Annotated in this window: 25 protein-coding genes; 19 read left to right on the forward strand and 6 right to left on the reverse strand. The window is 33.9% G+C overall.

What is annotated here, in order from left to right; translation table 11 throughout:
• Nucleotides 1-24: 24 nt before the first annotated feature.
• The 3 genes from ES676_RS04170 to ES676_RS04180 all read left to right on the forward strand — a co-directional run bounded on the left by ES676_RS04170 (nt 25) and on the right by ES676_RS04180 (nt 3174).
• Nucleotides 25-369 carry a PadR family transcriptional regulator gene (locus ES676_RS04170; protein ID WP_148368783.1) on the forward strand — a complete coding sequence of 115 codons (345 nt, stop codon included), beginning with the start codon at nt 25-27 and terminating at the stop codon, nt 367-369.
• Nucleotides 362-2143 (forward strand): PspC domain-containing protein, encoded by a 1782-nt coding sequence (locus ES676_RS04175; RefSeq protein ID WP_148368784.1) that lies wholly within the window; start codon nt 362-364, stop codon nt 2141-2143. Before ES676_RS04170 ends, ES676_RS04175 begins: the two co-directional genes overlap by 8 nt.
• A gap of 200 nt (nt 2144-2343) precedes the next feature.
• Nucleotides 2344-3174: a GIN domain-containing protein gene (locus ES676_RS04180; RefSeq protein WP_148368785.1), complete on the forward strand. Its 831-nt coding sequence runs from the start codon at nt 2344-2346 to the stop codon at nt 3172-3174.
• An 84-nt stretch (nt 3175-3258) separates the two neighbouring features.
• Here ES676_RS04180 and trxB read toward each other — a convergent pair whose 3' ends face one another.
• The gene (trxB, locus tag ES676_RS04185; protein ID WP_148368786.1) at nt 3259-4239 is read right to left on the reverse strand and encodes a thioredoxin-disulfide reductase; all 981 of its coding nucleotides are present in this window, start codon (nt 4237-4239) and stop codon (nt 3259-3261) included.
• Nucleotides 4240-4432: 193 nt separating this feature from the next.
• Between trxB and ES676_RS04190 the strand changes: the two genes are divergently transcribed.
• Nucleotides 4433-4849, forward strand: a complete 417-nt coding sequence (locus ES676_RS04190) for an arsenate reductase family protein (protein ID WP_148368787.1) — start codon at nt 4433-4435, stop codon at nt 4847-4849.
• Nucleotides 4850-4925: 76 nt separating this feature from the next.
• Here ES676_RS04190 and ES676_RS04195 read toward each other — a convergent pair whose 3' ends face one another.
• The 3 genes from ES676_RS04195 to ES676_RS04205 are packed head-to-tail and all read right to left on the reverse strand — an operon-like array spanning nt 4926 to nt 5814.
• Nucleotides 4926-5129, reverse strand: a complete 204-nt coding sequence (locus ES676_RS04195; protein WP_148368788.1) for a hypothetical protein — start codon at nt 5127-5129, stop codon at nt 4926-4928.
• A 1-nt stretch (nt 5130) separates the two neighbouring features.
• Nucleotides 5131-5478, reverse strand: a complete 348-nt coding sequence (locus ES676_RS04200) for a phage holin family protein (protein ID WP_148368789.1) — start codon at nt 5476-5478, stop codon at nt 5131-5133.
• A 3-nt stretch (nt 5479-5481) separates the two neighbouring features.
• Nucleotides 5482-5814 carry a YtxH domain-containing protein gene (locus ES676_RS04205; protein WP_148368790.1) on the reverse strand — a complete coding sequence of 111 codons (333 nt, stop codon included), beginning with the start codon at nt 5812-5814 and terminating at the stop codon, nt 5482-5484.
• A 200-nt stretch (nt 5815-6014) separates the two neighbouring features.
• Between ES676_RS04205 and ES676_RS04210 the strand changes: the two genes are divergently transcribed.
• Together ES676_RS04210 and ES676_RS14660 are read left to right on the forward strand one after the other, a co-directional pair.
• Nucleotides 6015-7379, forward strand: a complete 1365-nt coding sequence (locus ES676_RS04210) for an NAD-dependent succinate-semialdehyde dehydrogenase (protein WP_148368791.1) — start codon at nt 6015-6017, stop codon at nt 7377-7379.
• Nucleotides 7380-7399: 20 nt separating this feature from the next.
• Nucleotides 7400-7552 (forward strand): hypothetical protein, encoded by a 153-nt coding sequence (locus tag ES676_RS14660; protein ID WP_170234422.1) that lies wholly within the window; start codon nt 7400-7402, stop codon nt 7550-7552.
• 69 nt (nt 7553-7621) lie between these two features.
• Here ES676_RS14660 and ES676_RS04215 read toward each other — a convergent pair whose 3' ends face one another.
• Complete coding sequence (locus ES676_RS04215) at nt 7622-8050, reverse strand: FKBP-type peptidyl-prolyl cis-trans isomerase (RefSeq protein WP_148368792.1); 429 nt, start codon at nt 8048-8050, stop codon at nt 7622-7624.
• Nucleotides 8051-8715: 665 nt separating this feature from the next.
• Complete coding sequence (locus ES676_RS04220) at nt 8716-9396, reverse strand: Crp/Fnr family transcriptional regulator (protein ID WP_148368793.1); 681 nt, start codon at nt 9394-9396, stop codon at nt 8716-8718.
• A 137-nt stretch (nt 9397-9533) separates the two neighbouring features.
• Between ES676_RS04220 and pckA the strand changes: the two genes are divergently transcribed.
• The 13 genes from pckA to ES676_RS04285 all read left to right on the forward strand — a co-directional run bounded on the left by pckA (nt 9534) and on the right by ES676_RS04285 (nt 22865).
• Complete coding sequence (gene pckA / locus ES676_RS04225; protein WP_148368794.1) at nt 9534-11138, forward strand: phosphoenolpyruvate carboxykinase (ATP); 1605 nt, start codon at nt 9534-9536, stop codon at nt 11136-11138.
• 513 nt (nt 11139-11651) lie between these two features.
• Entirely contained in the window at nt 11652-12026 is a 375-nt protein-coding gene (locus tag ES676_RS04230) for a glycine cleavage system protein H (protein ID WP_246124295.1), read from the forward strand.
• A complete protein-coding gene (locus ES676_RS04235; RefSeq protein ID WP_148368796.1) occupies nt 12023-12619 on the forward strand; it encodes a class I SAM-dependent methyltransferase in 597 nt (198 codons plus the stop codon). Before ES676_RS04230 ends, ES676_RS04235 begins: the two co-directional genes overlap by 4 nt.
• Nucleotides 12601-12861 carry a hypothetical protein gene (locus tag ES676_RS04240; RefSeq protein ID WP_148368797.1) on the forward strand — a complete coding sequence of 87 codons (261 nt, stop codon included), beginning with the start codon at nt 12601-12603 and terminating at the stop codon, nt 12859-12861. The genes ES676_RS04235 and ES676_RS04240 overlap by 19 nt, the downstream gene beginning before the upstream one ends.
• Before the next feature lie 40 nt (nt 12862-12901).
• A complete protein-coding gene (locus tag ES676_RS04245) occupies nt 12902-14143 on the forward strand; it encodes an aminotransferase class I/II-fold pyridoxal phosphate-dependent enzyme (RefSeq protein WP_148368798.1) in 1242 nt (413 codons plus the stop codon).
• 24 nt (nt 14144-14167) lie between these two features.
• On the forward strand, nt 14168-15415 hold the full coding sequence (gene fabF / locus ES676_RS04250) for a beta-ketoacyl-ACP synthase II (protein ID WP_148368799.1): 1248 nt from the start codon (nt 14168-14170) through the stop codon (nt 15413-15415).
• A gap of 939 nt (nt 15416-16354) precedes the next feature.
• Nucleotides 16355-17062 (forward strand): VIT1/CCC1 transporter family protein, encoded by a 708-nt coding sequence (locus tag ES676_RS04255; protein ID WP_148368800.1) that lies wholly within the window; start codon nt 16355-16357, stop codon nt 17060-17062.
• A gap of 603 nt (nt 17063-17665) precedes the next feature.
• Nucleotides 17666-18334, forward strand: a complete 669-nt coding sequence (locus ES676_RS04260) for a response regulator transcription factor (protein ID WP_148368801.1) — start codon at nt 17666-17668, stop codon at nt 18332-18334.
• Nucleotides 18331-19704: a sensor histidine kinase gene (locus ES676_RS04265; protein WP_148368802.1), complete on the forward strand. Its 1374-nt coding sequence runs from the start codon at nt 18331-18333 to the stop codon at nt 19702-19704. Before ES676_RS04260 ends, ES676_RS04265 begins: the two co-directional genes overlap by 4 nt.
• Before the next feature lie 81 nt (nt 19705-19785).
• Complete coding sequence (locus ES676_RS04270; protein ID WP_148368803.1) at nt 19786-20220, forward strand: thioredoxin family protein; 435 nt, start codon at nt 19786-19788, stop codon at nt 20218-20220.
• On the forward strand, nt 20210-21199 hold the full coding sequence (locus ES676_RS04275; RefSeq protein WP_246124293.1) for an FAD:protein FMN transferase: 990 nt from the start codon (nt 20210-20212) through the stop codon (nt 21197-21199). Before ES676_RS04270 ends, ES676_RS04275 begins: the two co-directional genes overlap by 11 nt.
• Entirely contained in the window at nt 21192-21404 is a 213-nt protein-coding gene (locus ES676_RS04280; RefSeq protein WP_148368804.1) for a DUF4266 domain-containing protein, read from the forward strand. Before ES676_RS04275 ends, ES676_RS04280 begins: the two co-directional genes overlap by 8 nt.
• A gap of 9 nt (nt 21405-21413) precedes the next feature.
• Complete coding sequence (locus tag ES676_RS04285) at nt 21414-22865, forward strand: DUF3570 domain-containing protein (protein WP_148368805.1); 1452 nt, start codon at nt 21414-21416, stop codon at nt 22863-22865.
• The last annotated feature ends 215 nt before the right edge of the window (nt 22866-23080 follow it).

Raw genomic sequence — 23080 nt, forward strand, 5'->3', positions numbered from 1 at the left:
AATTTTAACAAAATGCTTTAGAGAATGAAGATAGAGAATACAAAAGCACAAATGCGTAAGGGCGTTTTAGAGTACTGCATACTATCGGTACTTAAGGACGACGACGCGTACGTGGCAGAGATTTTAAAGACTTTAAAAGACGCCAAACTACTTGTTGTAGAAGGTACCATTTATCCGCTACTTACGCGCTTAAAAAACGCAGGACTTCTTAATTACCGTTGGGAAGAATCGACCTCTGGCCCACCCAGAAAATATTACGGTTTAACAGAAACCGGAAAACTATTTCTTACTGAATTAACCACCACTTGGAACGAATTGCAAAACGCTGTAAATATAGTAACAAGCTCAAAAAACACTAAAAATGAATAAAACAGTCAATATAAATTTAGCAGGTATTTTTTATCATATAGATGAAGATGCGTATTTAAAATTGCAGCGCTATCTTGAGGCTATAAAACGGGCATTCACCGATTCGCAAGGCCGTTCTGAAATTATCGCAGACATTGAAGCGCGTATTGCCGAACTGTTTACAGAGCGCGTTAAGCACGACAAACACGTTATTGGAATTAAAGAAGTAGACGCCATTATTTCTATTATGGGTCAACCTGAAGATTATCTGGTCGATGATGAAATTTTTGAAGACGAACCTAAACAGAGTCGCCATCAAAAAACAGATTCCAAAAAACTCTTTAGAGACACAGACAACTCTTATATTAGTGGTGTTTCTGCCGGATTAGGTCATTATTTTGGCCTTAACGCCATTTGGATTCGTTTGGCTTGGATTCTTTTAGTGTTTGGTTTTGGTACAGGAATTTTCTTATACATTATATTATGGATTTTAATTCCTGAAGCTAAAACAACGTCAGATAAAATTATAATGACTGGAGAACGCGTCACCATTAGTAACATTGAAAAAAAAATTCGTGACGGGTTTGAAAATGTATCAGAAAGCGTAAAAAATGTCGATTTACAAAAACACGGCAGCCGTATCAAATCAAGTTCAAAATCATTTTTCGATACGATTGCAGAAGTCATTATGTTTTTCTTGAAGTTATTTGCCAAATTTATTGGTGTAATATTACTATTTGCAGGTGCTGCCGCCGTGATTGCTTTAATTGTAGGTTTAATTTCTGTAAGTGTTTTAGACCATTCTAAGTTTTTTAATAGCACTATTATGGATTTATCTAATGCCAGCGGTGCACCATTTTGGTTACTTGCAGTATTTCTATTTTTCGCATTCGCCATCCCCTTTTTCATGCTCTTTTATTTAGGCTTAAAAATTTTAGTGAATAATCTAAAATCTATTGGTAATGTCGCAAAGTTTACTCTTTTAGGATTATGGATTTTATCTCTTATCGGGTTATCTGTAATTGGAGCAAGACAAGGTTTATCGTATAGTGAGAAAGCGCCAGTTGTAATTATTAAAAAATTAGAAACCGTAACCGCAAAAGACACCCTCGTAATTTCTATGAAAGCGAATGACCATTTTGCCGATAATTTTTATAGAAGTACGTCGTTTAATTATGGTTATAATAAAAATGGTGATGAAGTGACGTACTCCCAAGATGTTAGACTAATTATTAAATCTACACGAGATAGCGTTGCGAAAATTAAAGTTTTAAAAACGGCACGCGGCGCAACTTACCAGGTGGCAAAAGAACGCGCAAAATCCATTAGTTATAATTACACTATAACTAATAGCGAATTAGTTTTAGACAACCATTTGCTTATTCCCAACGACCATCAAAAAAGAGATCAGAGGGTTGAGATCACCGTCTATTTACCACTAGGAAGCACCCTATTGGCAAACGAAAACACGTACCGCTACCACAAAAATGATAGTAGACATAACGATATTTTAGATAACGGTATGGAAAATTATTATTTAAAAGTTGAGAACAACACCTTACGATGTTTAAATTGCCCAGCCGACAATGACGGTACAGACGACGATTTTGAAGTAAACATAGATATTAACACTAAAGATGGGAAACTTAAAATTAACGATAAAAGTTTAGAAGCTAAAAATCAGAATGCTGCACTTGAAATAAATGACGACGGTATAAAAGCAAAAAGCGAAACCGTCAATGTTACTATCGATGAAAGTGGTATAAACATCAATTCAGAGAGTTCTAATCAATAATATTTAAGAGTGTTTAACGGTTGTATATCAATCAAAATATCATTAATATGATAGTATTAGGCAAATTAGTAGTCGTCATTATTTTAGTAATATTTACATAAATCAGCTAAAATTGACGTCAAGATAGAAACCATTTCTTACTTTACTAAAAGTTTGGGATGGTTTTTGATTATCTTTATAACTTAATTTAAACATAAAAAATGAATCCTTATATTCCTGTTACACTACTTGCTCTATTCACAGTATTTACGAGCTATTCCCAGAAAAAAGAAAAAATAAGAGGGAGCCGTAATGTCACTTCTATTATTACCGAAATTGATCCTTTTGAACGTTTGGTTATTGGCGACGATTTTAAAATAAAATTAATGCAAGGCCCTAATAATGCAGTACAAATTGACGCCGACGATAATTTACATCAAGTTATAGAATTTGAGGTTCAAGGTGGAAGTTTAAAATTCGATACGACAAAAAGAATCAGATCTCACAAACAACTGGATATTACGGTTATTTTCAAGGACTCTCTAAACTCTATCGAACTTAAAGGAGAGGCCGAATTATCGTCGATGGCTCCTTTACACTTAAACAACATTACTTTAGTCACCAAAGAATCGTCTAAAGCTTACCTTACGTTAAAAGCAGATTTATTTAGATTGGTAAACAGTAATAAAAGTGACATTGAATTAAATGTCACGGCCAATAAAGCAAGTTTAGAACTTAATGATAATAGTGACATTGAAGCACTTATAAACGCTTCGGAAATCAACGTGGATTTATACCAAAGAGCAACGGCAAGAATTGATGGAGATACTGATAAATTATTGGTAAGAGCCGACAATTCGACAACTTTTAAAGGAGAAAAACTAACGGCCAAAAACACAACCTTAATTACCGAAGGAAGAGCTAAAGTGTCTATAGAGACTAAAAGCACCTTATCTATTGAAGCGTCTGGGGATAGTGAAACATATCTTTTTGGAAGTCCGAAAATAGAAATTATAAAATTTGAAGACCGAGCGGCTCTATTAAAAAAGTAAAAGTGAGCTCAAATTCATAACGAATAAAAAAGCCGAAGTATCATTGATACTTCGGCTTTTTTTTATGTTAAAAGATACTTCTTACTAGTTGTAGTTAGACGTACTAACTTCGAAAGTAGAATCTTGAGCTGCTAACCAACGCTCTGCGTCTAAAGCTGCCATACAACCTGTACCTGCTGCAGTAACTGCTTGACGGTATACGTGATCGGCTGCATCACCACTTACAAACACGCCTTCTATATTTGTTTTTGCCGTTCCTGGTTCGTTAATGATATAACCTGTTTCATCTAACTTTAAAAAGCCTTTAAAAATATCTGTATTTGGCTTATGACCAATAGCTACAAAAAATCCCGTTACCGGAATTTCTGTTTTTTCGTATGTTTTATTATTAATCACTCTTACGCCCGTAACTACTTGCCCGTCACCTAAAACCTCTTCGGTTTCTGTATTAAATAAGATCTCTATATTTTCTGTGTTTTTAACACGCTGTGCCATAATTTTAGACGCTCTAAATTCGTCTTTTCTTACTAGCATAGTTACTTTTTTGCACAATTTAGAAAGGTAATGTGCTTCTTCACAGGCACTATCTCCTGCGCCAACAATAACTACTTCGTGATTTCTGTAGAAAAACCCATCACAAACAGCACAAGCTGAAACACCGCCACCTAACTTTAAATATTTTTGTTCAGACTCTAATCCTAAATATTTAGCTGTGGCTCCTGTAGAAATAATTACAGTATCGCAATGAATTTCTTTAGTGCCGTTTACCCAAACTTTATGTGGTTTTTCAGAAAAATCGACTTTAGTAATCCAACCATCTCTAACATCAGTCTCAAAACGCTCTGCTTGTTTCTGTAACTCAATCATCATAGCTGGCCCTGTAATACCGTCAGGATATCCTGGGAAATTTTCAACTTCGTTAGTTGTTGTTAATTGCCCTCCAGGCTGTGTTCCTTGGTATAAAACTGGAGCCATATTTGCTCTGGCTGCGTAGATGGCTGCGGTATACCCCGCAGGTCCAGATCCTATAATTAGACATTTTACTTTTTCAATTGTATCAGACATATTATCATATTTTATAAAGCACAAAAGTAGGCTTTTTTAGTAGAAAATTAGCTTCTTAGTTATCAACAGTAACTATATTTATATAAAGGTTTATTATTTATCTGTATATTTACAAATCTTTAAAAACAAGGCAAATTAACGTCTTAAATTCTAAAATTCATTTAAGAAAAGGTTAAACAAATTTAATTATCCTATGGGAACAATTTCAACCAATAAAAATATGATTACTTTATTTTACAATTCTCAAACAGCTTTAGGTAAACAAACCTTACCGTATGTAACCGCGGCAGACAAAAAAGTACACGCTATAGATATTTCTAAGACTAAAGTTACGGGCACACAATGGGCGACTATTGCAGATAATCTAAATCTATCTATTGGTGACTTAATTAATAATGATCACCCTGATTTCACAAAAAACTACGACAAAACTTCGAGTTTTGACAGTGAGGATTGGATAAAAGTATTAAATAATAATCCTGACACCTTAAAATGCCCTATAATTATAGTGGACAAAACTTATTCTTTATTGAAGTCACCATCAGATTTTTTAAAACATATTGAATCTGATAGTGCTGGTATCGATGGCCAAAATCCTGAAGCACTTTAATTTATTTTTAAAAAATAGCATAAAAAATGGGCTGACACTTTTAAATATCAGCCCATTTAAATAATTTTAAAACTTGTTATCTTCTGAAAATCTTTTTTACAAACATCATTACGCCCACTTTACCTATTAATTTAAATCCAGTGCGCATCCATTCTGCTGGTTGCAAACTTTCTACAAATTCGCCTTTTGACACTTTAATTTCCTCTAGTGCAATGTTGCGTTCAAGCGTAAGTCTCTTTAAATCAAATTCTATATCATCTAATGTTTTGTATGTTTTCATATTACTCAAAGAATTTATCTGACAAGTTGCGAACAACTAGATTACTAATATGTTTTCTATATAAGTAACAAATTAATGCTCCTATAAAAAATAGCAACCCTACTATTACAAACCCTAACGCGTAATCTTCTAACATCGCACCTATAAAAAAAGCAAGGGCTATAGCCAAGAACGTTAAGCCTACAATACATAAGCCCGCTATAATTACAGCTTTAAATACTAAACTTATAGATATTGAAAGCTGTTGGAAAATCTTTAGTTTATAATACTCGTGAGAAGACTTTAAGTACTTCTCACCAGCACCTATAGCGTTATTTGATGTTTCATTTATGGAATCAAACACAGACATAAATTACGAAGTTTTCTGTAATTTCTTATTTTGCGCTTTCAATTCCTGTAATTTCGCTTCTAAAGTAGTAATGACATCGTCTGCCTTATAGCTAGCATTTTTTACAACGTATTCTAATTGACTTTCTAAATCTACTTTTGACGTTTGTAAAGTGCTCGCTACTTGATTTTTAATATCCATAGCACTGTGTGCTAATCTTTCTTTAGCGCTTAATGCTTCATCAGCTAAACGTTCTCTAGTTTTAATTCCTTTATCCGGTGCATATAAAACACCTAAAGTTGCGCCTATAGCAGCGCCTAAAATTAGACCTAATGCAGTACTTCCGTTATTATTCATAATGTGTTGGTTTTTATTGTTAAACTTGGTTTTTGTAATAACTTATAATCGTAATTACGTTCTAATCAAAGGTACAGTTTATAAGGTAAAAGTCTCTTAAAATTAACTTAAATGAATTACTAAACATTTGTTAAATCAACTATTAAAACACATTAATTCATTAAATTTTACAAGATTTATATAGAATTAAATAATAATTTATGAAAAACAAGATACAAACTACAAACCCCTATAATAATAAAGTTTTAGAAGAATATAATTTGCATTCTGAAAAAGAAGTTGCGAATTGCTTGGAAATAGCGACTAACTGTTTTAATACCTGGAAACACACCGCTATTTCCAAACGTACCTTATTATTAAACACGTTAGGAGATATATTAAACGAAAACAAAGAAAAATATAGCCGTTTAATGACCTTAGAAATAGGGAAACCAATTACTCAAAGTAGAGCCGAAATTGAAAAATGTATTTCCCTATGCGATTTTTATGAGGCTAATGCCGAAGAGTTTTTAGCAGACGAAATGATAGAAACGGAAGCCGAAGAAAGCTTTATAAGCTACGATCCTTTAGGAACAATTTTAGCAGTGATGCCCTGGAACTATCCATTTTGGCAGGTGTTGCGTTTTGCAATCCCCACACTAACAGCAGGTAACACAGCGCTTTTAAAACACGCCTCTAATGTTACAGGCTGCGCCATAGCCATACAAGAATTATTTGAAAAAGCAGGTTACCCGAAAGGCTGTTTTCAGACGCTTTTAGTAAACCACGAGACTATTGAATCGGTTATTGCGCATGAAAGTGTAAAAGCCGTGTCTTTAACAGGAAGTGAAAAGGCAGGAAAAAGTATTGCGCAAACAGCCGGAAAATACCTAAAAAAATGTGTTTTAGAATTAGGAGGCAATAATGCGTGCATAATTCTAGACGACGCCGACTTAGACAAATATATGGATACCATTGTAAATGCGAGAATGCAAAACTCGGGGCAAAGTTGCATTGCCGCAAAGCGATTCATTGTCACCGAAGGTATACATAACGACTTCGTTAAGCGCTTTAAATCTAAAATTGAAGCATTGCACTATGACAACCCAATAAATGAAGCCACCACCATTGCTACACTAGCTCGAGAGGATTTAGCAGACGATTTACAAAGGCAAGTAGACGATGCCATTAGTAAAGGAGCTGAAGTGATAATTGGAAATACCAGAAATAAATCGTATTTTGAAGCAACCTTGTTAACCAATGCTAATCAAGAAATGGCGGTTTTTAAGGAAGAAACTTTTGGTCCAGTAGCGCCCATTTTTAAAGTTAGAAATTTGGATGAAGCTTTAGAACTTGCAGGAAATTCTAAATTTGGATTGGGAACAATGCTGTTTAGTGAAGATATTGAAACCGCGAGTAAAAAAGTTATAGATATCAACGACGGTGCGTTTTTTATAAACGAGTTAGTAAAATCGGATCCGCGATTACCATTTGGAGGTACAAAAACTTCTGGATATGGCAGGGAACTTTCGCAAGAAGGAATTCGCGAATTTATAAATACTAAAACTGTTTACATTAATAAGTAAAAAAACTAAAAACCTAAACTATGAGCCTAATCAAAAAAGGAAATAATAAAAGAAGAAATTATATTCTAAAAAAAGATAATAAGACGAAAGCGACCGTAGCTTTTATATTTATTGTGCTAATTTTATTAATCGTTGCCGTAGTAATTTCAGGATTCGTTTTTAAATGGTTTTAGAAACGTAACCCCATAAAAAAGCCGTTTATTTTGAAATAAACGGCTTTTTTTATGCGATATAATTCAGAATTATTTAATCTCTACTAATTCTAAATCGAACACTAAATCTTGACCTGCTAATGGGTGATTTCCATCTACTACGATGTGATCTTCATTAACCTCAGCAATTCTAAATTGGTGCTCTTTACCATCTTCACTTTTAGATACTAATCCTAAACCAACTTGTGGTTCCATATCTTGTGGTAATTGTGCTTTTTCAACTTTGTGAAATAATTCTTCTTGAACATCTCCGTAAGCTTCATTTACTGGAATTTCTACTGTTTTTTTATCGTTCACTTTCATATCGATAACAGCATTTTCAAAACCAGGAATTAACATACCTTCCCCTAAAGTAAACTCTAAAGGTTCGCGTTCTAAAGAACTGTCGAAAACTTGACCGTCATTTAATTTCCCTGTGTAATGTATTTTTACCGTATCTTTTTCTTTTACTTGACTCATAAAATGTTTTTAAAATTTAATAAATAGAGTACAAATCTATTATTTATATATTGAACATCAGTATAATATGCGACTTTTCGTTGTAAATTAAGAAAAACTTAACTTTATTTAAAATATTAAGTTAAAATATGGAATGGAATTCGCTAATAATCAGTTAAAACCTCCTTTATCGATACAGATTGGGTTCTAGTTTCACCCCTATTTATGCTCTCTACTTTAATCAGAAACCATTTATCATCCCTTTAAACTAAGTTATACTTTAAAATGGGACGCACTAAAACGTGTACTACATTTTTATTTAACTATTAAAAATAGTGCCTTTAATATGCTTGTAAAAATAAGCCACGGTGCTCTTTTATGATAAAGATTGATTACGCATTCCTTAATTTCTACTTCTATAATTAACCTGAGATGTAACTGACGCATACGATACACAATGGGAAACGGCTTTTGTCAGTATAACTGACTAAAATAATTCAGTTTCAATTATACGATAACCCTATTAGCCCGCTCATACCATTTACTGCAATAGCGTTACACAACGTATCCCTACGACTCACAAAAAAGGAATAAGCCTAGAATAGGTGGATTTTGGTTTACATAGAATTAAATACTCCCTTTTTCACTGGATATTATTAAAGAGTTCAGAAATTAAATCATTTTTATTAATAAAAATTCGCTACTTGAATGAGACGTTCAATCTTAAGTAATTCAATTTTGCGACCATCTGTAGAAATAAGTTTATCGTGTTTAAAATCATGAAGTACCCGCGCCAAAGTTTCAACTACTGTACCTGCCATATTTGCCAAATCAGAGCGAGAAAGCATAATATAAGTATTTGGCTTATTATCAACTTTATACTTATTATGTAAAATTAATAAATTCAGCGCTACCCGCTCCCTTACCGTACGTTGAGACAATACTGCCATAAGATTTGCCAAAACACTAAATTCGTGGCTTAAACTTTTTAAAAGCAACCGCGAAAAGGATGAAGAAGCTTTAAGTATCTCATTAAAATCCTTTATGGTTATAAATGAGATTACAGAGTTTTCTATCGCGACTGTTGTGTCTCCATAGCTGCTTTCACTTAAAACCGATGAATAACCAAAAAACTCTCCTGCATTATAGATATATATTATTTGTTCTCTCCCATCATTATCCATTTTATACTTTTTCACTTTGCCACTTTGCATATAAAATATACCAGAAGGCAAGGTGCTTTCCGTAAATATAGGTTGGTTTTTACGATACTTTTTATCAACCATAATATTTTCAAGAAATTCCCTATCACACGACGGCAATTCGTTTAATATATTTTGGCTATTGAATGTGAATTTCTTTATCATAATTGCGATTACAAAGCTACACTTTATTTAATTTTTAATCTAAAATTTGATTTAAATCAAGTTTTATCAATATTCCAATCAATTGCTATTGTCTTTTGGCATTGTAGATTTGCAGCAACAATTCAACTATCATTTCTATGAAAAAAATTGAACAATTAAATGCACTAGGAATTTATCCTACTAAGGAGTATTTCTGGAATTTACCAGTTTCTAAACTAGTAGCACAGACACTCCAAAAGAAGCAAGGTGTATTAACAAGCACAGGTGCTTTAGCTTGCAACACTGGCGAATTTACAGGACGATCGCCAAAGGATAAATATATTGTAAAAGATAACATTACTGAAAACTCCGTTTGGTGGGGGGATGTAAATCATCCGTTTTCATCTGAGGATTTTGATAGGTTATATAAGCGCGTTACCACATTTCTATCTCAAAGAGAAATTTATATTAAAGACGTACAGGCCGGTAGTAAAAAAGAGTATCAATTAAATGTTCGTGTTATTACAGAAACGCCTTGGCAAAGTTTGTTTGCAAATAACCTTTTTTTAAGACCTTCAGAAAAAGAACTAGAAACTTTTGAACACGAATGGCTTATACTGGCCGCTCCTGAGTTTAAGGCAGACCCAGAAATAGATAACACCAGACAACAGAATTTTACAATTATTAATTTCAAGAAAAAGGTAATCCTTATTGGAGGTAGCGCCTACACGGGCGAAATTAAAAAAGGAATTTTTACCATTCTAAATTACATTTTACCCCACGACAAAAATGTATTATCAATGCATTGTTCCGCTAACATTGGTGAAGACGGAAATACAGCTGTCTTTTTTGGATTATCTGGAACAGGAAAAACGACGTTGTCTGCCGATCCGTCAAGAGCACTTATAGGTGATGACGAACATGGTTGGGATTCGGAAAACGTGTTTAATTTTGAAGGAGGCTGTTATGCAAAATGTGTTAATTTAAGCTACGAAAAAGAACCCCAAATATTTTCAGCAGTACGTTTTGGCACACTATTGGAAAATGTGCGTTTCTTTGAAGGTTCTGATATCGTTGATTATGACAATGTAGACCTCACAGAAAACACTAGAGCTGCTTATCCTACTCATTTCATAGATAACGCCATAACCCCATCAATAGGTGGTGCGCCAAAAAATATATTCTTTTTAACCTGCGATGCCTTTGGGGTATTGCCTCCTATTTCAAAATTAACTGTTGGACAAGCTATGTATCATTTCATTTCTGGGTATACGGCAAAAGTGGCGGGAACTGAAGCAGGAATTACAGAGCCTCAAACCACTTTTTCTGCCTGCTTTGGGGAACCTTTTTTACCGCTACACCCTACAAAATATGCCGAATTATTAGGACAAAAATTAAAAGGAGACACTATAAATGTTTGGCTTATAAATACAGGATGGTCTGGTGGTGCCTATGGTGTTGGAGAACGTATTAAATTACGCTATACTAGAGCGATGATTACTGCTGCTCTCGATGGGAAATTAGACAAAGTAGACTATTTAAAACACGCTGTTTTTGGCTTGCAAATGCCTTCAGAATGTGAAGGTGTTCCTTCCCATATATTAAATCCAAAAAACACATGGGACAACGCACAAAAGTATGATAAAACTGCTGACAAACTTGCGGCACAATTTAATGAAAACTTTAAAATCTATCACTCTTTTGCAAATGATGAAATCCGCTCTGGCGGCCCTAAAACCAATCCAAAACTTGAAAAAGCATAGTGCTTAATAGCAATTAATATCAGTGCTATAATGAGCTCCCCTATTTGTGGTTTTAATCACAAAAAAAACCACAGGTAGGTAAGCACAATAATGGTGCTCGATTTTTTAGACTACTTTTTTAGACGTACCAATAGTCGTTGTGGTTGTGGTTGTGGTTGTGGTTGTACATATTTTAACTATAGAGATTTTATATACAAAAAACAGTCCTATTTTAATTTTCCGTAAAGCGAATTAAGAGACCTTATTTAGGTCACCATTAAAATCACCGGTAAAAAAGGGAATTGCAAACAATATCGTGACGACCGTTAAGACTGTAAATACGCCGATGTTCAAGAATGAGAGATAAAATTAAAACCTAGTCTGGAATTAGTTAAATAAGCACCTTACAGTGAAAGCTGGATAATTAAATTAAAAATAGAAACCACTACAGATTTATTAGATTTTTAATAAACGGTTACTTATGCACTATTAATTGGTTCTTAAACAACTATTCAAATAAAAACAAACCATATTATGCAGATTCCAAAAAACATCTATTACACAAAACAGCATTTATGGTTGCAACAAATAGGTCTGTATGATTTTTATGTTGGAATAACCGATTTTGGACAAAAAGAAATTGGTGAAATTGATTTGATTGAACTAAGCACTAATAAAGGAAGCCAACTAAAAAAAGGATCCGTTTGGGGCATCGTTTATGGAACCAATGACACTTTAAATTTAATTGCGCCATTTGATTGCAAAATTACAGAGAAAAACAGAGACATTCATAAGCATACATCCTATGTAAATACAGGACCCTACAAATATTGGTTTGCAATTTTAACGACTAAAACAGATACTGTTTCCTTATTGACGTTTCAGGATTATACTCAATTAACTCAATGATTTTTAAAAATCTAAAATTACATATTGACGTCGATGACCCTCTTTTTAACACACTGTATCCTTTGCGAGTTAAAAAGCTCTCCGACCGCCATTGGACCTCTGTTGAAGTCGCCAAATTGGCTGCCGAATATTTAGTCGATAAACCAAACTGCAAAGTTCTAGATATTGGTTCTGGGGCAGGAAAGTTTTGTTTAATAGGAGCTGCTTCAACAAAAGGTCTTTTTTATGGCGTTGAGCAACGAGAGGGGCTTGTAAAGTTATCCCGAAGAATAGCAGAAAAAAATAAGATTAATACTACAGCATTCATTCACTCTAATATTACTCAGATTTCCTTTTCTGATTACGATGCCTTCTATTTTTATAATCCATTTTATGAAAACATAGATAATTCTCATTTAATAGATAGTAAAATCGCTACGAGCAAAAAATTATATATCAAATATTCAGACTATGTACAAAATCAATTAAAAAAAACACCAATAGGCACTCGCTTAGTTACGTATTGGAGTACTTGGGAAGAAATTCCACTGGGTTTTGATTTAGAATTTACAGGCTATAATGGAAAACTAAATTTTTGGGAAAAGAAATTTTAATGGCTATGAATAAAAATTTAGAAGTTATTAAAACACAAAAAGAATCACTCGTATTACGAGGTGTTGAAAAACTCAAAATTATTGGTTTTACCAATGTTACTATACCTACTATTTTGACCGATGAAATTTATCTTTTATATTTTTTAAGTTTTCTAAATAAGATATCTAATTCTAAAAACGAAGATGAAATTATTGCAATAAAAGAACTAAAAACACTGATTACCAAACGACTTGAAATTTAAAAAAGTTAACACCATTATAATTAATTTTTAAAGATAATCTATGAATATACTCGATAAACTACAAACACGCCTAGGCCCATTAGGTGAGCACGCACACTATGCTCATGGATATTACGCTTACCCAAGACTTGAAGGAGAAATTAGCAATAAAATGACTTTTAATGGAAAAGAAAAATTAGTCTGGAGTATAAATAACTACCTCGGATTGGCAAACCATCCTGAAGTTAGAGAAGCTGATAATGAAGGAACAAGACGTTATGGCTTGGCCTATCCTATGGGCGCCCGAATGATGAGCGGTAATACCAAACTTCACGAAAAATTTGAATCCGAAATTGCCGATTATGTTGGTAAAGAAGATGCGTTTCTATTAAACTATGGTTATCAAGGTATGGTCTCCATAATTGATTGCTTGGTGGACAGAAATGATATTATTGTATACGATGCGGAGTCGCACGCGTGTATTCTCGATGGGGCACGATTACATATGGGACAGCGTTTCGTTTTTAAACATAACGATATCGAAGATTGCGAAAAACAATTACAACGTGCCCAAAAAATAACCAAAAAAACAAAAGGTGCAATCTTATTAATTACCGAAGGAGTGTTTGGAATGCGAGGCGACCAAGGCAAGCTTAAAGAAATTGTTGCTTTAAAAGAAAATTATAGTTTTTCGTTATTGGTAGATGATGCGCACGGTATAGGCTGTATGGGCAAAACAGGTGCCGGTACAGGAGAAGAGCAAGGAATTCAAGATGGCATTGATTTTTACTTTGGCACCTTTGCAAAAGCATTTGCTGGGATAGGCGCATTCATTGCAAGTACCAAAGAAGCTATTATGTTTTTCAAATACAATATGCGGTCTCAAATATTCGCTAAATCACTACCTATGCCAATGGTTTTTGGAGCTTTAAAGCGACTTGAGTTAATGCAAACACAACCAGAATTAAGAGAGAAATTATGGCAAATCACAGACGCCTTACAAAATGGATTAATTAATGCAGGGTTCGATATAGGCGATACAAACTCACCTGTTACTCCGGTCTATTTAAATGGAACCATCGACGAAGCAACAGCATTGGTCCGTGATTTGCGAGAAAATCATCATATTTTTTGTTCTATGGTTGTGTATCCTGTGGTACCCAAAGGAATGATTATTTTAAGATTAATTCCAACGGCAGATCACACCTTGGAAGATGTGGATAGAACAATTACCGTTTTTAGTGAAATACAACTAAAACTTATAGATGGCCATTATAAAGAAGAAGTTGAGACAACAGTTTAAATAAATTATTAAAATAGAAGGAAGATGAGAAGAGTAGTAATAACAGGGTTAGGTGCTATAACTCCTATAGGAAATAACACAAAAGACTATTGGAATAATTTGCTTGACGGCGTATCGGGAGCTGATAAAATTTCGCGCTTTGATACTACACAATTTAAAACAAACTTTGCCTGCGAGATAAAAAATTATGATGCCTTAAATTATTTTGACAGAAAGGAAAGTCGGAAACTGGACAGATTTACTCAATATGGTCTTATCGCTGGCGATGAAGCGATTAAAGACGCCAATTTAAATTTTGACACCTTAGATACAGACAGAATCGGGGTTATATTTTCAAGCGGTATAGGCGGTTTTGAAACTATGGAAAAGGACATCATCGAATTTAGTAAGAATCAAAATAACCCAAGGTTCAATCCCTTTTTTATTACCAAGATAATTGCTAATAATGTGGCCGGTTATTTATCTATTAAACACGGCTTACGAGGGGTAAACACCTGCCCTGTTACTGCCTGCTCCTCTTCTACAACAGGTTTAATTCAAGCGTTTAATTATATTAAATGGGGAAAAGCAGATATCATTATTTCTGGTGGTTCTGAAGCGCCAATTAATCAGTCATCAGTGGGTGGATTCAACGCTATGAAAGCCCTATCGACTAACAATGAGAATTATAAAACGGCATCCAAACCCTTTGATAATTCCCGAGACGGTTTTGTGCTTGGTGAAGGTGCTGGTGCCTTAGTAGTGGAGAGCTTGGAAAGCGCACTAAAACGGAATGCTAAAATATATGCCGAAATTAGTGGTGGTGGTGAAACGGCCGATGCCTACCATATTACTAATACTCACCCTGAAGGAAAAGGGGCTTATCTCGCCATGAAAGAAGCCTTAAGGGAAGGTATCATTATGCCAAACCAAGTTAATTATATTAATGCACATGCGACCTCTACGGGCCCTGGAGATGTGTCAGAATCCAAAGCCATTAAAAGACTATTTAATGACAATTTAAAAAACATTAGTATTAGTGGTACAAAATCTATGACCGGACATCTTTTGGGTGGTACTGGAGCGATTGAAGCGATAGCGACCTGTCTATCGGTACACACAAATTGGATTCCACCAACAATTAACACGACAGTAATTGATAAAGCAATTTCTTCAGATTTGGATATAACACTCGGTAAAAAAACATCTAAAACTGTTGATTACGCACTAAGTAATACTTTTGGGTTTGGAGGCCATTGTGCCGCTGTATTATTCAAAAAATATAAGGGATAATTAAATGGAGGAAGGCTTTAGATTTCATAGCCCTCCTCCTTTTTTAATTTCTTTCTTTTAGACCAAGAATACAACTACGGATACAATTAATTCTCGCCATATTTACACCTCTTTTTTGTGTTGTAATGTGTCGCTTTTTAATGGTATGTTAATACGCTACCGGTTCCAATTTTTTATGCTGCTGCAATTAGAGCGCACGATTTTAGTTGCGAATGCTTTAATCTCTCTTAGATTTTTTTTCTTTTTTTTCTGCCTTTTTTTCTTTTGGAGTTTTAGCAGATTCTTTTTTTACGTTTTTCCTTGAGTCTTTACTTTTTGCCATAATAGTATCTATTTAAATATTAATTTACTTTTTTTTATCTAAAACACCTTCTTTTTTAGATCACGTTATTGTTTCATAAAACTTAGACTCGTGAAATTTCCATTTTCGTTGTATTATGTTAAATACTTAATTACAGACTTAACAAGAGCCTATAAAGCGGTCTAGTACAACAAATTTTGTTTATATATTAACAATAAAAGGTGGTTTATCTACATATTAAGGATTGATTCAGCGCACGTGTATAGGCAGAATTTTTCAAGGCTAAAGTTAAAGCTTTTAGTGATAACCTGTCAAGAACCTTATTATAATATTTTGCTCCACATCCATCTTTTTTCAACAGATAAATTTAGTTAAAAATTAGCATTATCAAAATTTTCTTAAGCCTTTAAAGACTTTTAAGTAAGTTGTATAGCTAAAGCCAATTTTTTAACTAGTATTCGATAATTTAGGGTTTTAACATATGCGATACTATAAGAGAATTGATGCTGTAAGTTTTTTGTTAAGAATTTGGCCTTGACCACAGAAAATTAATAGTCCGAGCTACTATATGTGACATTAGTCACATTTTAACACTAACATCTATCGTATATTAGCGATAAGAAACAAGGAATTAAAAAATGTCAGAATTTGAAAATAATTATTTAGACAATCACTATATACACAGAAGTAATTGGTTAAGAGCGGCGGTACTTGGAGCAAATGACGGCATTCTATCAACAGCTAGTTTGGCTATTGGTGTTGCCGCCGCAAGCGATTTTAGAGCGCCTGTAATATTGGCTACGGTAGCAGGATTGGTTGCGGGAGCTTTATCAATGGCAGCAGGAGAATATGTTTCTGTGAGTTCTCAAACAGATATAGAACAAGCAGACATCGAGAGAGAAAAGAAGGAACTAGAAGAAATGCCCGAAATTGAATTACTACGGTTGGCGGAAATCTATGAAAAGAGAGGCCTAAAAAAAGAAACAGCATTAACAGTTGCTAAAGAATTAACAGAAAAAGATGCTTTAGCGGCGCACATTAGAGATGAGTTAGGAATTAACGAAATGAGTCAAGCCAAGCCAATTCAAGCCGCGTTTGCTTCTGGGGCAGCCTTTACCGTTGGAGGGCTGCTACCACTATTGGTAACCCTGTTTTTACCATTGGATACTATGGAATATTACCTCTACAGTTCTGCCCTTTTATTCTTAATTATTTTAGGGAGCTTAGCTGCTAAAACAGGAGGCTCTAATATTTTAAAAGCAGTTATTAGAATCACTTTCTGGGGAACTGTGGCAATGGGATTAACAGCATTGGCCGGCTATGCATTTGGCGTTAGTTTAAACTAGAAGACCACCATTTAGAGTGTTAAAGAAGGTGCTTTATTAGCGAACTCAATAGGCTCGTATAAAACAAACACGCTAAAAGTGACTAGTATGGAAAAAAAGTATTGTAAATATATCGAATGATTCATTACACAATAGCGGTTTCATTTCTGCTGTAATTTAATTGCATTTATTGTACTCTAAGACGTTGTTGTATGGACCGCAGAATTAACAAATCCAAAAGAAGTCATTTCTAGAATAGTGAGTGGATGGAAATAAGTATAGACATTTAAACTTATAGAATACTGAACTAATATAATAGTTTTAACTTATCTTATTAAACTTAGAATCATCCCAATTGTTTTACTTGTTAACGGCATAAAACGCCTTTTTATTGGCTATATGGTAGACGTTTTTACTTTGACAAAATTTATAGTTAATCATTATTTTAAAGAATTACACTTTCTTAGAACGAAAGACTGATTTCTCAGGGTATAATTGAAAAATGAAACATAAAGAATGAATCACTTTATGGCGAAAACACACTGAGGCAAGGTTGTACTAATTTTAAGCCAATCTTAAGAAAACACAAATCTTAACTTAATTAAAAATTGTAATATTTGCACAATGAGGATCTTAATAGTAGAAGATGAACCCGGTATATTTAACTTCCTTAAACAAGGTCTGGAGGAAGAGTCTTATGCGGTGGATATTGCCGAAGATGGTAAAAAAGGACTTCAATTAGCACTTTCTGGCGATTACGATTTATTGCTTTTGGATTGGATGTTACCCGGTATGAGCGGTATCGAAATATGTCGTCAGTTTAGAAAAGAGTTTAAAGACACCCCTATCATTTTTTTAACCGCAAAAGACACCGTTGATGAAACCGTATTCGGACTTCAATCTGGCGCAAACGATTATATTAAAAAACCTTTTAATTTTGAAGAACTGTTAGAACGCATTAAAGTGCAATTACGACCAAAATCTGGAGAACATTCCGTTTTTAAGCTTGGAGACATAATACTAAATACCGCAACACATCAAGTTTTTAAATCGGAAGAAGAAATTAGCCTCACGCAAAAAGAATTTGCACTGTTAGAATACCTAATACGTAACAAGGGTATCGTTTGCCGAAGAACCCGAATCATAGAAAGCGTTTGGGACATTCACTTTGAATATAACACAGGGGTTATTGATGTATATATTAATGCGCTTCGTAAAAAATTAAAATTAGGAGAAAATGAAAACTATATACAAACCGTTCGCGGAATAGGCTATATCGCCAAAGAAATATGAGTTTAACTTTTAGAAATAGAATTGCATTACATTATATGTTAGCCACTGCCATAATTATGGCTCTGGCATTTATAGTTGTTTATTTTGTCGTTCAGGGAACAGTATATCAAAACTTAGATACCGACCTATCTTATGAAGCTAAAAAACACACCGGAGAAATTAAAATTGTTGGAGATAGCGTACAAATAAAAAATAAAAAAGAGTGGGAAGAAAGAGAACATCGCGAAGTGCAGGTTAACCCTGTTTTTATTCAAATACTCAATAAAGATGGATTGTTTATGGACAAATCTCCAAATCTTAAAAAAGATGTTCTCATATTTAACCCACAACAAAGTTATGGTGGCCATTTCAATGAAACACTAAATAGTAGAGCTATTAGGCAAGTACAGCTACCCATTAAAGAAAGCGGAAAAGTTAAGGGATTTATAATGGCTGCAATGTCATTAGAATCCTCAAAAATGGTATTGCTTAACTTAAGAAACGTTTTGGTTATTTCGTACTTATTTCTTTTAATGGGATTCTATTTTATTTCTAGATACCTAGCAGGTCGGGGTATTATACCAGTAAAAATTATAACCGAAACAACAAAAAGAATTACAAAAAATAATTTGAATGAAAGGGTGGTTTTACCCCAAAACAAAGACGAACTCTACGAATTATCTTCGGGTATTAACCAATTGTTACAACGTATTGAAAACGCCATTGAGCGAGAACGACAATTTACCTCTGATGCGTCTCATGAATTACGCACACCTTTGGCTACCTTAAAAGGCACTTTAGAGGTGTTAATTAGAAAACCAAGAGCCCTCTCAGAATATGAGGATAAAATTAAATTTAGCCTTACCGAAATAGATAGAATTACTGCGACTATAGAACAACTTTTAGTGCTGGCTAGGTTAGATACCAATGCAAAAACAACAGACCAATCACTAGTACCTTTATCTACCATAATAGACGATATTCTTTCAAGGCATAAAAAACGTATAGCAGAAAAAAAACTTGCAATACACTTTAATAATGGCGTTACTTTAGAAGCTGTTGTGCCCCAATATTATTCTAATTTAATTTTGGAGAACATCATTGGCAATGCTATAAAATATTCAAATAACGCGACTATAATAAAGATAGACATCCAACTGCTAAACTCAAAAGTTGTTTGTAAAATTCAAGATGAAGGCATAGGTATCAAAAAAGAGGATTTAAATAATTTGTTTCATCGTTTTTTTAGATCTGATGCACTAACCCATAAAAGTATTTCTGGTAACGGCTTAGGACTTTCTATAGCCAAAAAGGCTGCCGATGCTATACAGGCAGAAATTTATGTAGAAAGTGAACGCAACGTTGGAACCACTTTTTCAATTGCGTTTTAAGCGAATCTTAAGAATTTCTTTAGACAACTCTTAAAGGTTAAAATTACTTTTACAGAGTTAATAGCTATAAATTAAACTACTATGAAAAACATAATCATTATCTACACTTTGATGCTGTCGTCCATTGTCTGTGCCCAGAATTGGGAAACTAATTGGGAAAGTGCTTCGGCTAAAGCAGAAAAAAACAATCAAAACATAATTTTGGTGTTTTCGGGTTCCGATTGGTGTGCTCCTTGTATTAAATTAGATAAAGAGATATGGAGCACTAGTAAATTCCAAGAACTTTCAAAAGATTATTTTGTAATGCTTAAAGCGGACTTTCCTCGTAAAAGTAAAAATGCATTAGCCAAAGATCAACAAATTCAAAACAATAATTTAGCTGAAAAATATAACCAAAAGGGATACTTTCCATACGTGGTTGTTCTCAACTCGAAAGGTACAATTCTAGGAGATTTAGGTTACGAAAAAACAACTCCAGAATTGTATTTTAAAAAACTGCAAACTTTTGAAAAATAGTCTCTTTATAATCGTCCTTGTAATAACGTCCCTAGCTATTGGTCAAGAAGTCGTTGTTAAACCGGTTACGCTTATGGGAAGTCGTTTTGACCTCACTGTTGTAGCTAAAGATTCAATACAATGTTATGAATATATCGATATAGCAGTAAACGAAATTTCTAGAATTGAAAAACTAATTTCTTCTTGGGATAAAAACTCCCAAACATCCAAAATTAATAGAAATGCAGGAATAAAACCTGTGGTTGTTGACGGTGAATTATTTGAACTTATAAAAAGAGCATTAAAAATCTCATTACTAACTAATGGCGCCTTTGACATTAGTTATGCTTCTATGGATAAAATTTGGTTTTTTGATGGTCGCATGAAAGAATTGCCTTCTGAAGAGGACATAAAAAAGTCTGTAGAAAAAGTAGGCTATCAAAATATAATCCTAGATGACGTTACACATTCAGTATTTTTAAAACTCGAAGGTATGAAAATTGGTTTCGGAGCTATTGGTAAAGGCTATGCAGCAGATAAAGCTAAAATATTATTACAAAGTATAGGAGTGAAATCGGGTATTATTAATGCTTCCGGCGACTTAAATACGTGGGGAAAACAACCTAATGGAAAAGATTGGATGGTCGCCATTATAAACCCCTTAAATAAAGAAAAAGTTTTTTCTTGGCTGCCTGTTTTAAATAGCGCGGTAGTAACTTCTGGTAACTACGAAAAATATGTAAGACTAAATAATACATTATACACACATATTATTGATCCTCGAACCGGATTTCCAGCGACAGGAATTTTAAGTGTAACACTTTTCGCTAAAACCGCAGAACTTGCGGATGCTTTAGCAACTTCCATTTTTGTAATGGGTGTCGATACCGGATTGGATTTTATTAACCAATTAAATGGTGTAGAATGTATCATCGTTGATAATAACAGCCAAATTATCACCTCGAAAAACATAGAATTAAACCCCGTTAAAAATGATTAAAAAAACAATAATGTTAATCGGTATTGTAACCACTTTAACGTCTTGTGTTGTAGTTAAAGAATACGAAAAAATAAATATCAATGATCCAGATATGATTTTATCACAAAGAAAAATAGACAGGTTTGAAACCAACTTTCACGTTTATAGAGAAGGTGCGTCTGGCGCCAATGGCGGAAAATCTGGTGGTGGATGTGGGTGTAATTAAATAATAAAAATGAAATTGAAAAAAATAATCCTCATTACTGTTCTCTTAATCTTCGGAAAAATAACGGCGCAACAAGATTCGACAAAAGTCTATAAAAAACGGGTCTTAGAAACCACCGAAATAGATTTTTTAACCAGTTATTATGTTCAAGATGGTAATAATGCTTCTGTAACGGGCGGTATCGGTAAGGAACATTTAACCGACTTCACCCCCACTATTGTTGTGAGTATTCCTTTGAATGCCGACGATGTTTTAACCATAGATGCCGGAATTTCTACGTATACTTCTGCATCCTCCAGTAATGGAAATCCGTTTGATGTTACTGGTGCTTCAGCTAATGATGATGATGATGATGATGATGATGATGATAAAATGGCAATCGTACCCAAAGATGTCATTGGAAGCCCTTGGGTTGCATCTTCAGGTGCTTCAAGCCAAGATACTTGGGGAAGTGTAAGTATAGATTATTCGCATAGCTCTGATAACAGAAACACCATTTGGAACGTGGATGCATCTTTTGCCACCGAATACGATTATTCATCCATAGGCTTTGGTGGTGGTGTAACCCAACTGTTTAATGAAAAAAACACATCGGTGGGCGTAAGTGCAAAAGTGTATTTAGATGCTTGGCGACCTATTTATCCTACCGAATTAAAAGCCTTTACTGATACCAACGGTAATTTGAACGATGGCTTTTTTAAGGGCGTTACTATTTTAGACCAAAATGGAATTGCTAGTAGCAACTGGCACCCCATAGACGGCTTTGGTTTGATTAAAGATAAATCTCGAAACTCCTATTCTGCATCCTTCAGTTTTTCACAAATAGTAAGCAAAAATGCGCAACTATCCCTATTTATAGACATGGTTAAACAACAAGGTTGGTTAGCCAATCCTTTACAGCGCGTCTATTTTGGCGATGTACCTAATTACTATATTGGTAACTCTGCAAGCATACCCAATTACTCCTCACCAAATAATAAGGACGTGTTTCAATTAGCAGATGATATTGAAAGACTTCCCGATAGCAGATTTAAAATTCCTATGGGAGTACGTTTTAACTATTTTATCAATGAAAACATTGCCTTACGAACTTATTACCGCTATTATTTTGATGATTGGGGCATAACTGCTCATACTGCAAATTTGGAAGTACCCATTAAATTATATGATAAATTTACACTTTACCCTTCTTTACGGTATTACAATCAGACACAAGCAGATTATTTTGCACCCTTTGAGCAGAATGTATCGACGAGTACGTATTATACTTCAGATTATGATTTATCGAAATTCAGCGCTATTCAATATGGCTTTGGAATAAGCTATACCGATATTTTTACAAAATTGCATATTTCAAGATTTGGATTAAAAAATATAGACTTAAAATATGCCAATTATAAACGAAATACGGGTTTAAAAGCCAATATTATCTCTTTTGGAATGAAATTTATATTAAAATAACTCAGGGCTCATTTTAAGGACCAACAGACTTGTTTAAAGATATTATGTTTTTTAACTTAAAGTGGCTTTACGCTATTAATACCTATCTTAAAACTATCTTTAGTAATTGCTCAAAAGGTTTAGAATACCGAATTGCAAAATAAGATTTTACATTTTTTTTAAATGGACACCTTACTTTTTCGACATAATTTTATAGAAATTTAAATTTTATTTCG

The organism is Bizionia saleffrena (genome assembly GCF_008086175.1).
Lineage (GTDB): Bacteria > Bacteroidota > Bacteroidia > Flavobacteriales > Flavobacteriaceae > Bizionia > Bizionia saleffrena.

What these genes read in the sequence shown, in the direction of transcription:
- ES676_RS04170 (WP_148368783.1), top strand. Translation starts at nt 25, where the DNA reads ATGAAGATAGAGAATACAAAAGCACAAATGCGTAAGGGCGTTTTAGAG.
- ES676_RS04175 (WP_148368784.1), top strand. Translation starts at nt 362, where the DNA reads ATGAATAAAACAGTCAATATAAATTTAGCAGGTATTTTTTATCATATA.
- ES676_RS04180 (WP_148368785.1), top strand. Translation starts at nt 2,344, where the DNA reads ATGAATCCTTATATTCCTGTTACACTACTTGCTCTATTCACAGTATTT.
- trxB (WP_148368786.1), bottom strand. Translation starts at nt 4,239, where the DNA reads ATGTCTGATACAATTGAAAAAGTAAAATGTCTAATTATAGGATCTGGA.
- ES676_RS04190 (WP_148368787.1), top strand. Translation starts at nt 4,433, where the DNA reads ATGGGAACAATTTCAACCAATAAAAATATGATTACTTTATTTTACAAT.
- ES676_RS04195 (WP_148368788.1), bottom strand. Translation starts at nt 5,129, where the DNA reads ATGAAAACATACAAAACATTAGATGATATAGAATTTGATTTAAAGAGA.
- ES676_RS04200 (WP_148368789.1), bottom strand. Translation starts at nt 5,478, where the DNA reads ATGTCTGTGTTTGATTCCATAAATGAAACATCAAATAACGCTATAGGT.
- ES676_RS04205 (WP_148368790.1), bottom strand. Translation starts at nt 5,814, where the DNA reads ATGAATAATAACGGAAGTACTGCATTAGGTCTAATTTTAGGCGCTGCT.
- ES676_RS04210 (WP_148368791.1), top strand. Translation starts at nt 6,015, where the DNA reads ATGAAAAACAAGATACAAACTACAAACCCCTATAATAATAAAGTTTTA.
- ES676_RS14660 (WP_170234422.1), top strand. Translation starts at nt 7,400, where the DNA reads ATGAGCCTAATCAAAAAAGGAAATAATAAAAGAAGAAATTATATTCTA.
- ES676_RS04215 (WP_148368792.1), bottom strand. Translation starts at nt 8,050, where the DNA reads ATGAGTCAAGTAAAAGAAAAAGATACGGTAAAAATACATTACACAGGG.
- ES676_RS04220 (WP_148368793.1), bottom strand. Translation starts at nt 9,396, where the DNA reads ATGATAAAGAAATTCACATTCAATAGCCAAAATATATTAAACGAATTG.
- pckA (WP_148368794.1), top strand. Translation starts at nt 9,534, where the DNA reads ATGAAAAAAATTGAACAATTAAATGCACTAGGAATTTATCCTACTAAG.
- ES676_RS04230 (WP_246124295.1), top strand. Translation starts at nt 11,652, where the DNA reads ATGCAGATTCCAAAAAACATCTATTACACAAAACAGCATTTATGGTTG.
- ES676_RS04235 (WP_148368796.1), top strand. Translation starts at nt 12,023, where the DNA reads ATGATTTTTAAAAATCTAAAATTACATATTGACGTCGATGACCCTCTT.
- ES676_RS04245 (WP_148368798.1), top strand. Translation starts at nt 12,902, where the DNA reads ATGAATATACTCGATAAACTACAAACACGCCTAGGCCCATTAGGTGAG.
- fabF (WP_148368799.1), top strand. Translation starts at nt 14,168, where the DNA reads ATGAGAAGAGTAGTAATAACAGGGTTAGGTGCTATAACTCCTATAGGA.
- ES676_RS04255 (WP_148368800.1), top strand. Translation starts at nt 16,355, where the DNA reads ATGTCAGAATTTGAAAATAATTATTTAGACAATCACTATATACACAGA.
- ES676_RS04260 (WP_148368801.1), top strand. Translation starts at nt 17,666, where the DNA reads ATGAGGATCTTAATAGTAGAAGATGAACCCGGTATATTTAACTTCCTT.
- ES676_RS04265 (WP_148368802.1), top strand. Translation starts at nt 18,331, where the DNA reads ATGAGTTTAACTTTTAGAAATAGAATTGCATTACATTATATGTTAGCC.
- ES676_RS04270 (WP_148368803.1), top strand. Translation starts at nt 19,786, where the DNA reads ATGAAAAACATAATCATTATCTACACTTTGATGCTGTCGTCCATTGTC.
- ES676_RS04280 (WP_148368804.1), top strand. Translation starts at nt 21,192, where the DNA reads ATGATTAAAAAAACAATAATGTTAATCGGTATTGTAACCACTTTAACG.
- ES676_RS04285 (WP_148368805.1), top strand. Translation starts at nt 21,414, where the DNA reads ATGAAATTGAAAAAAATAATCCTCATTACTGTTCTCTTAATCTTCGGA.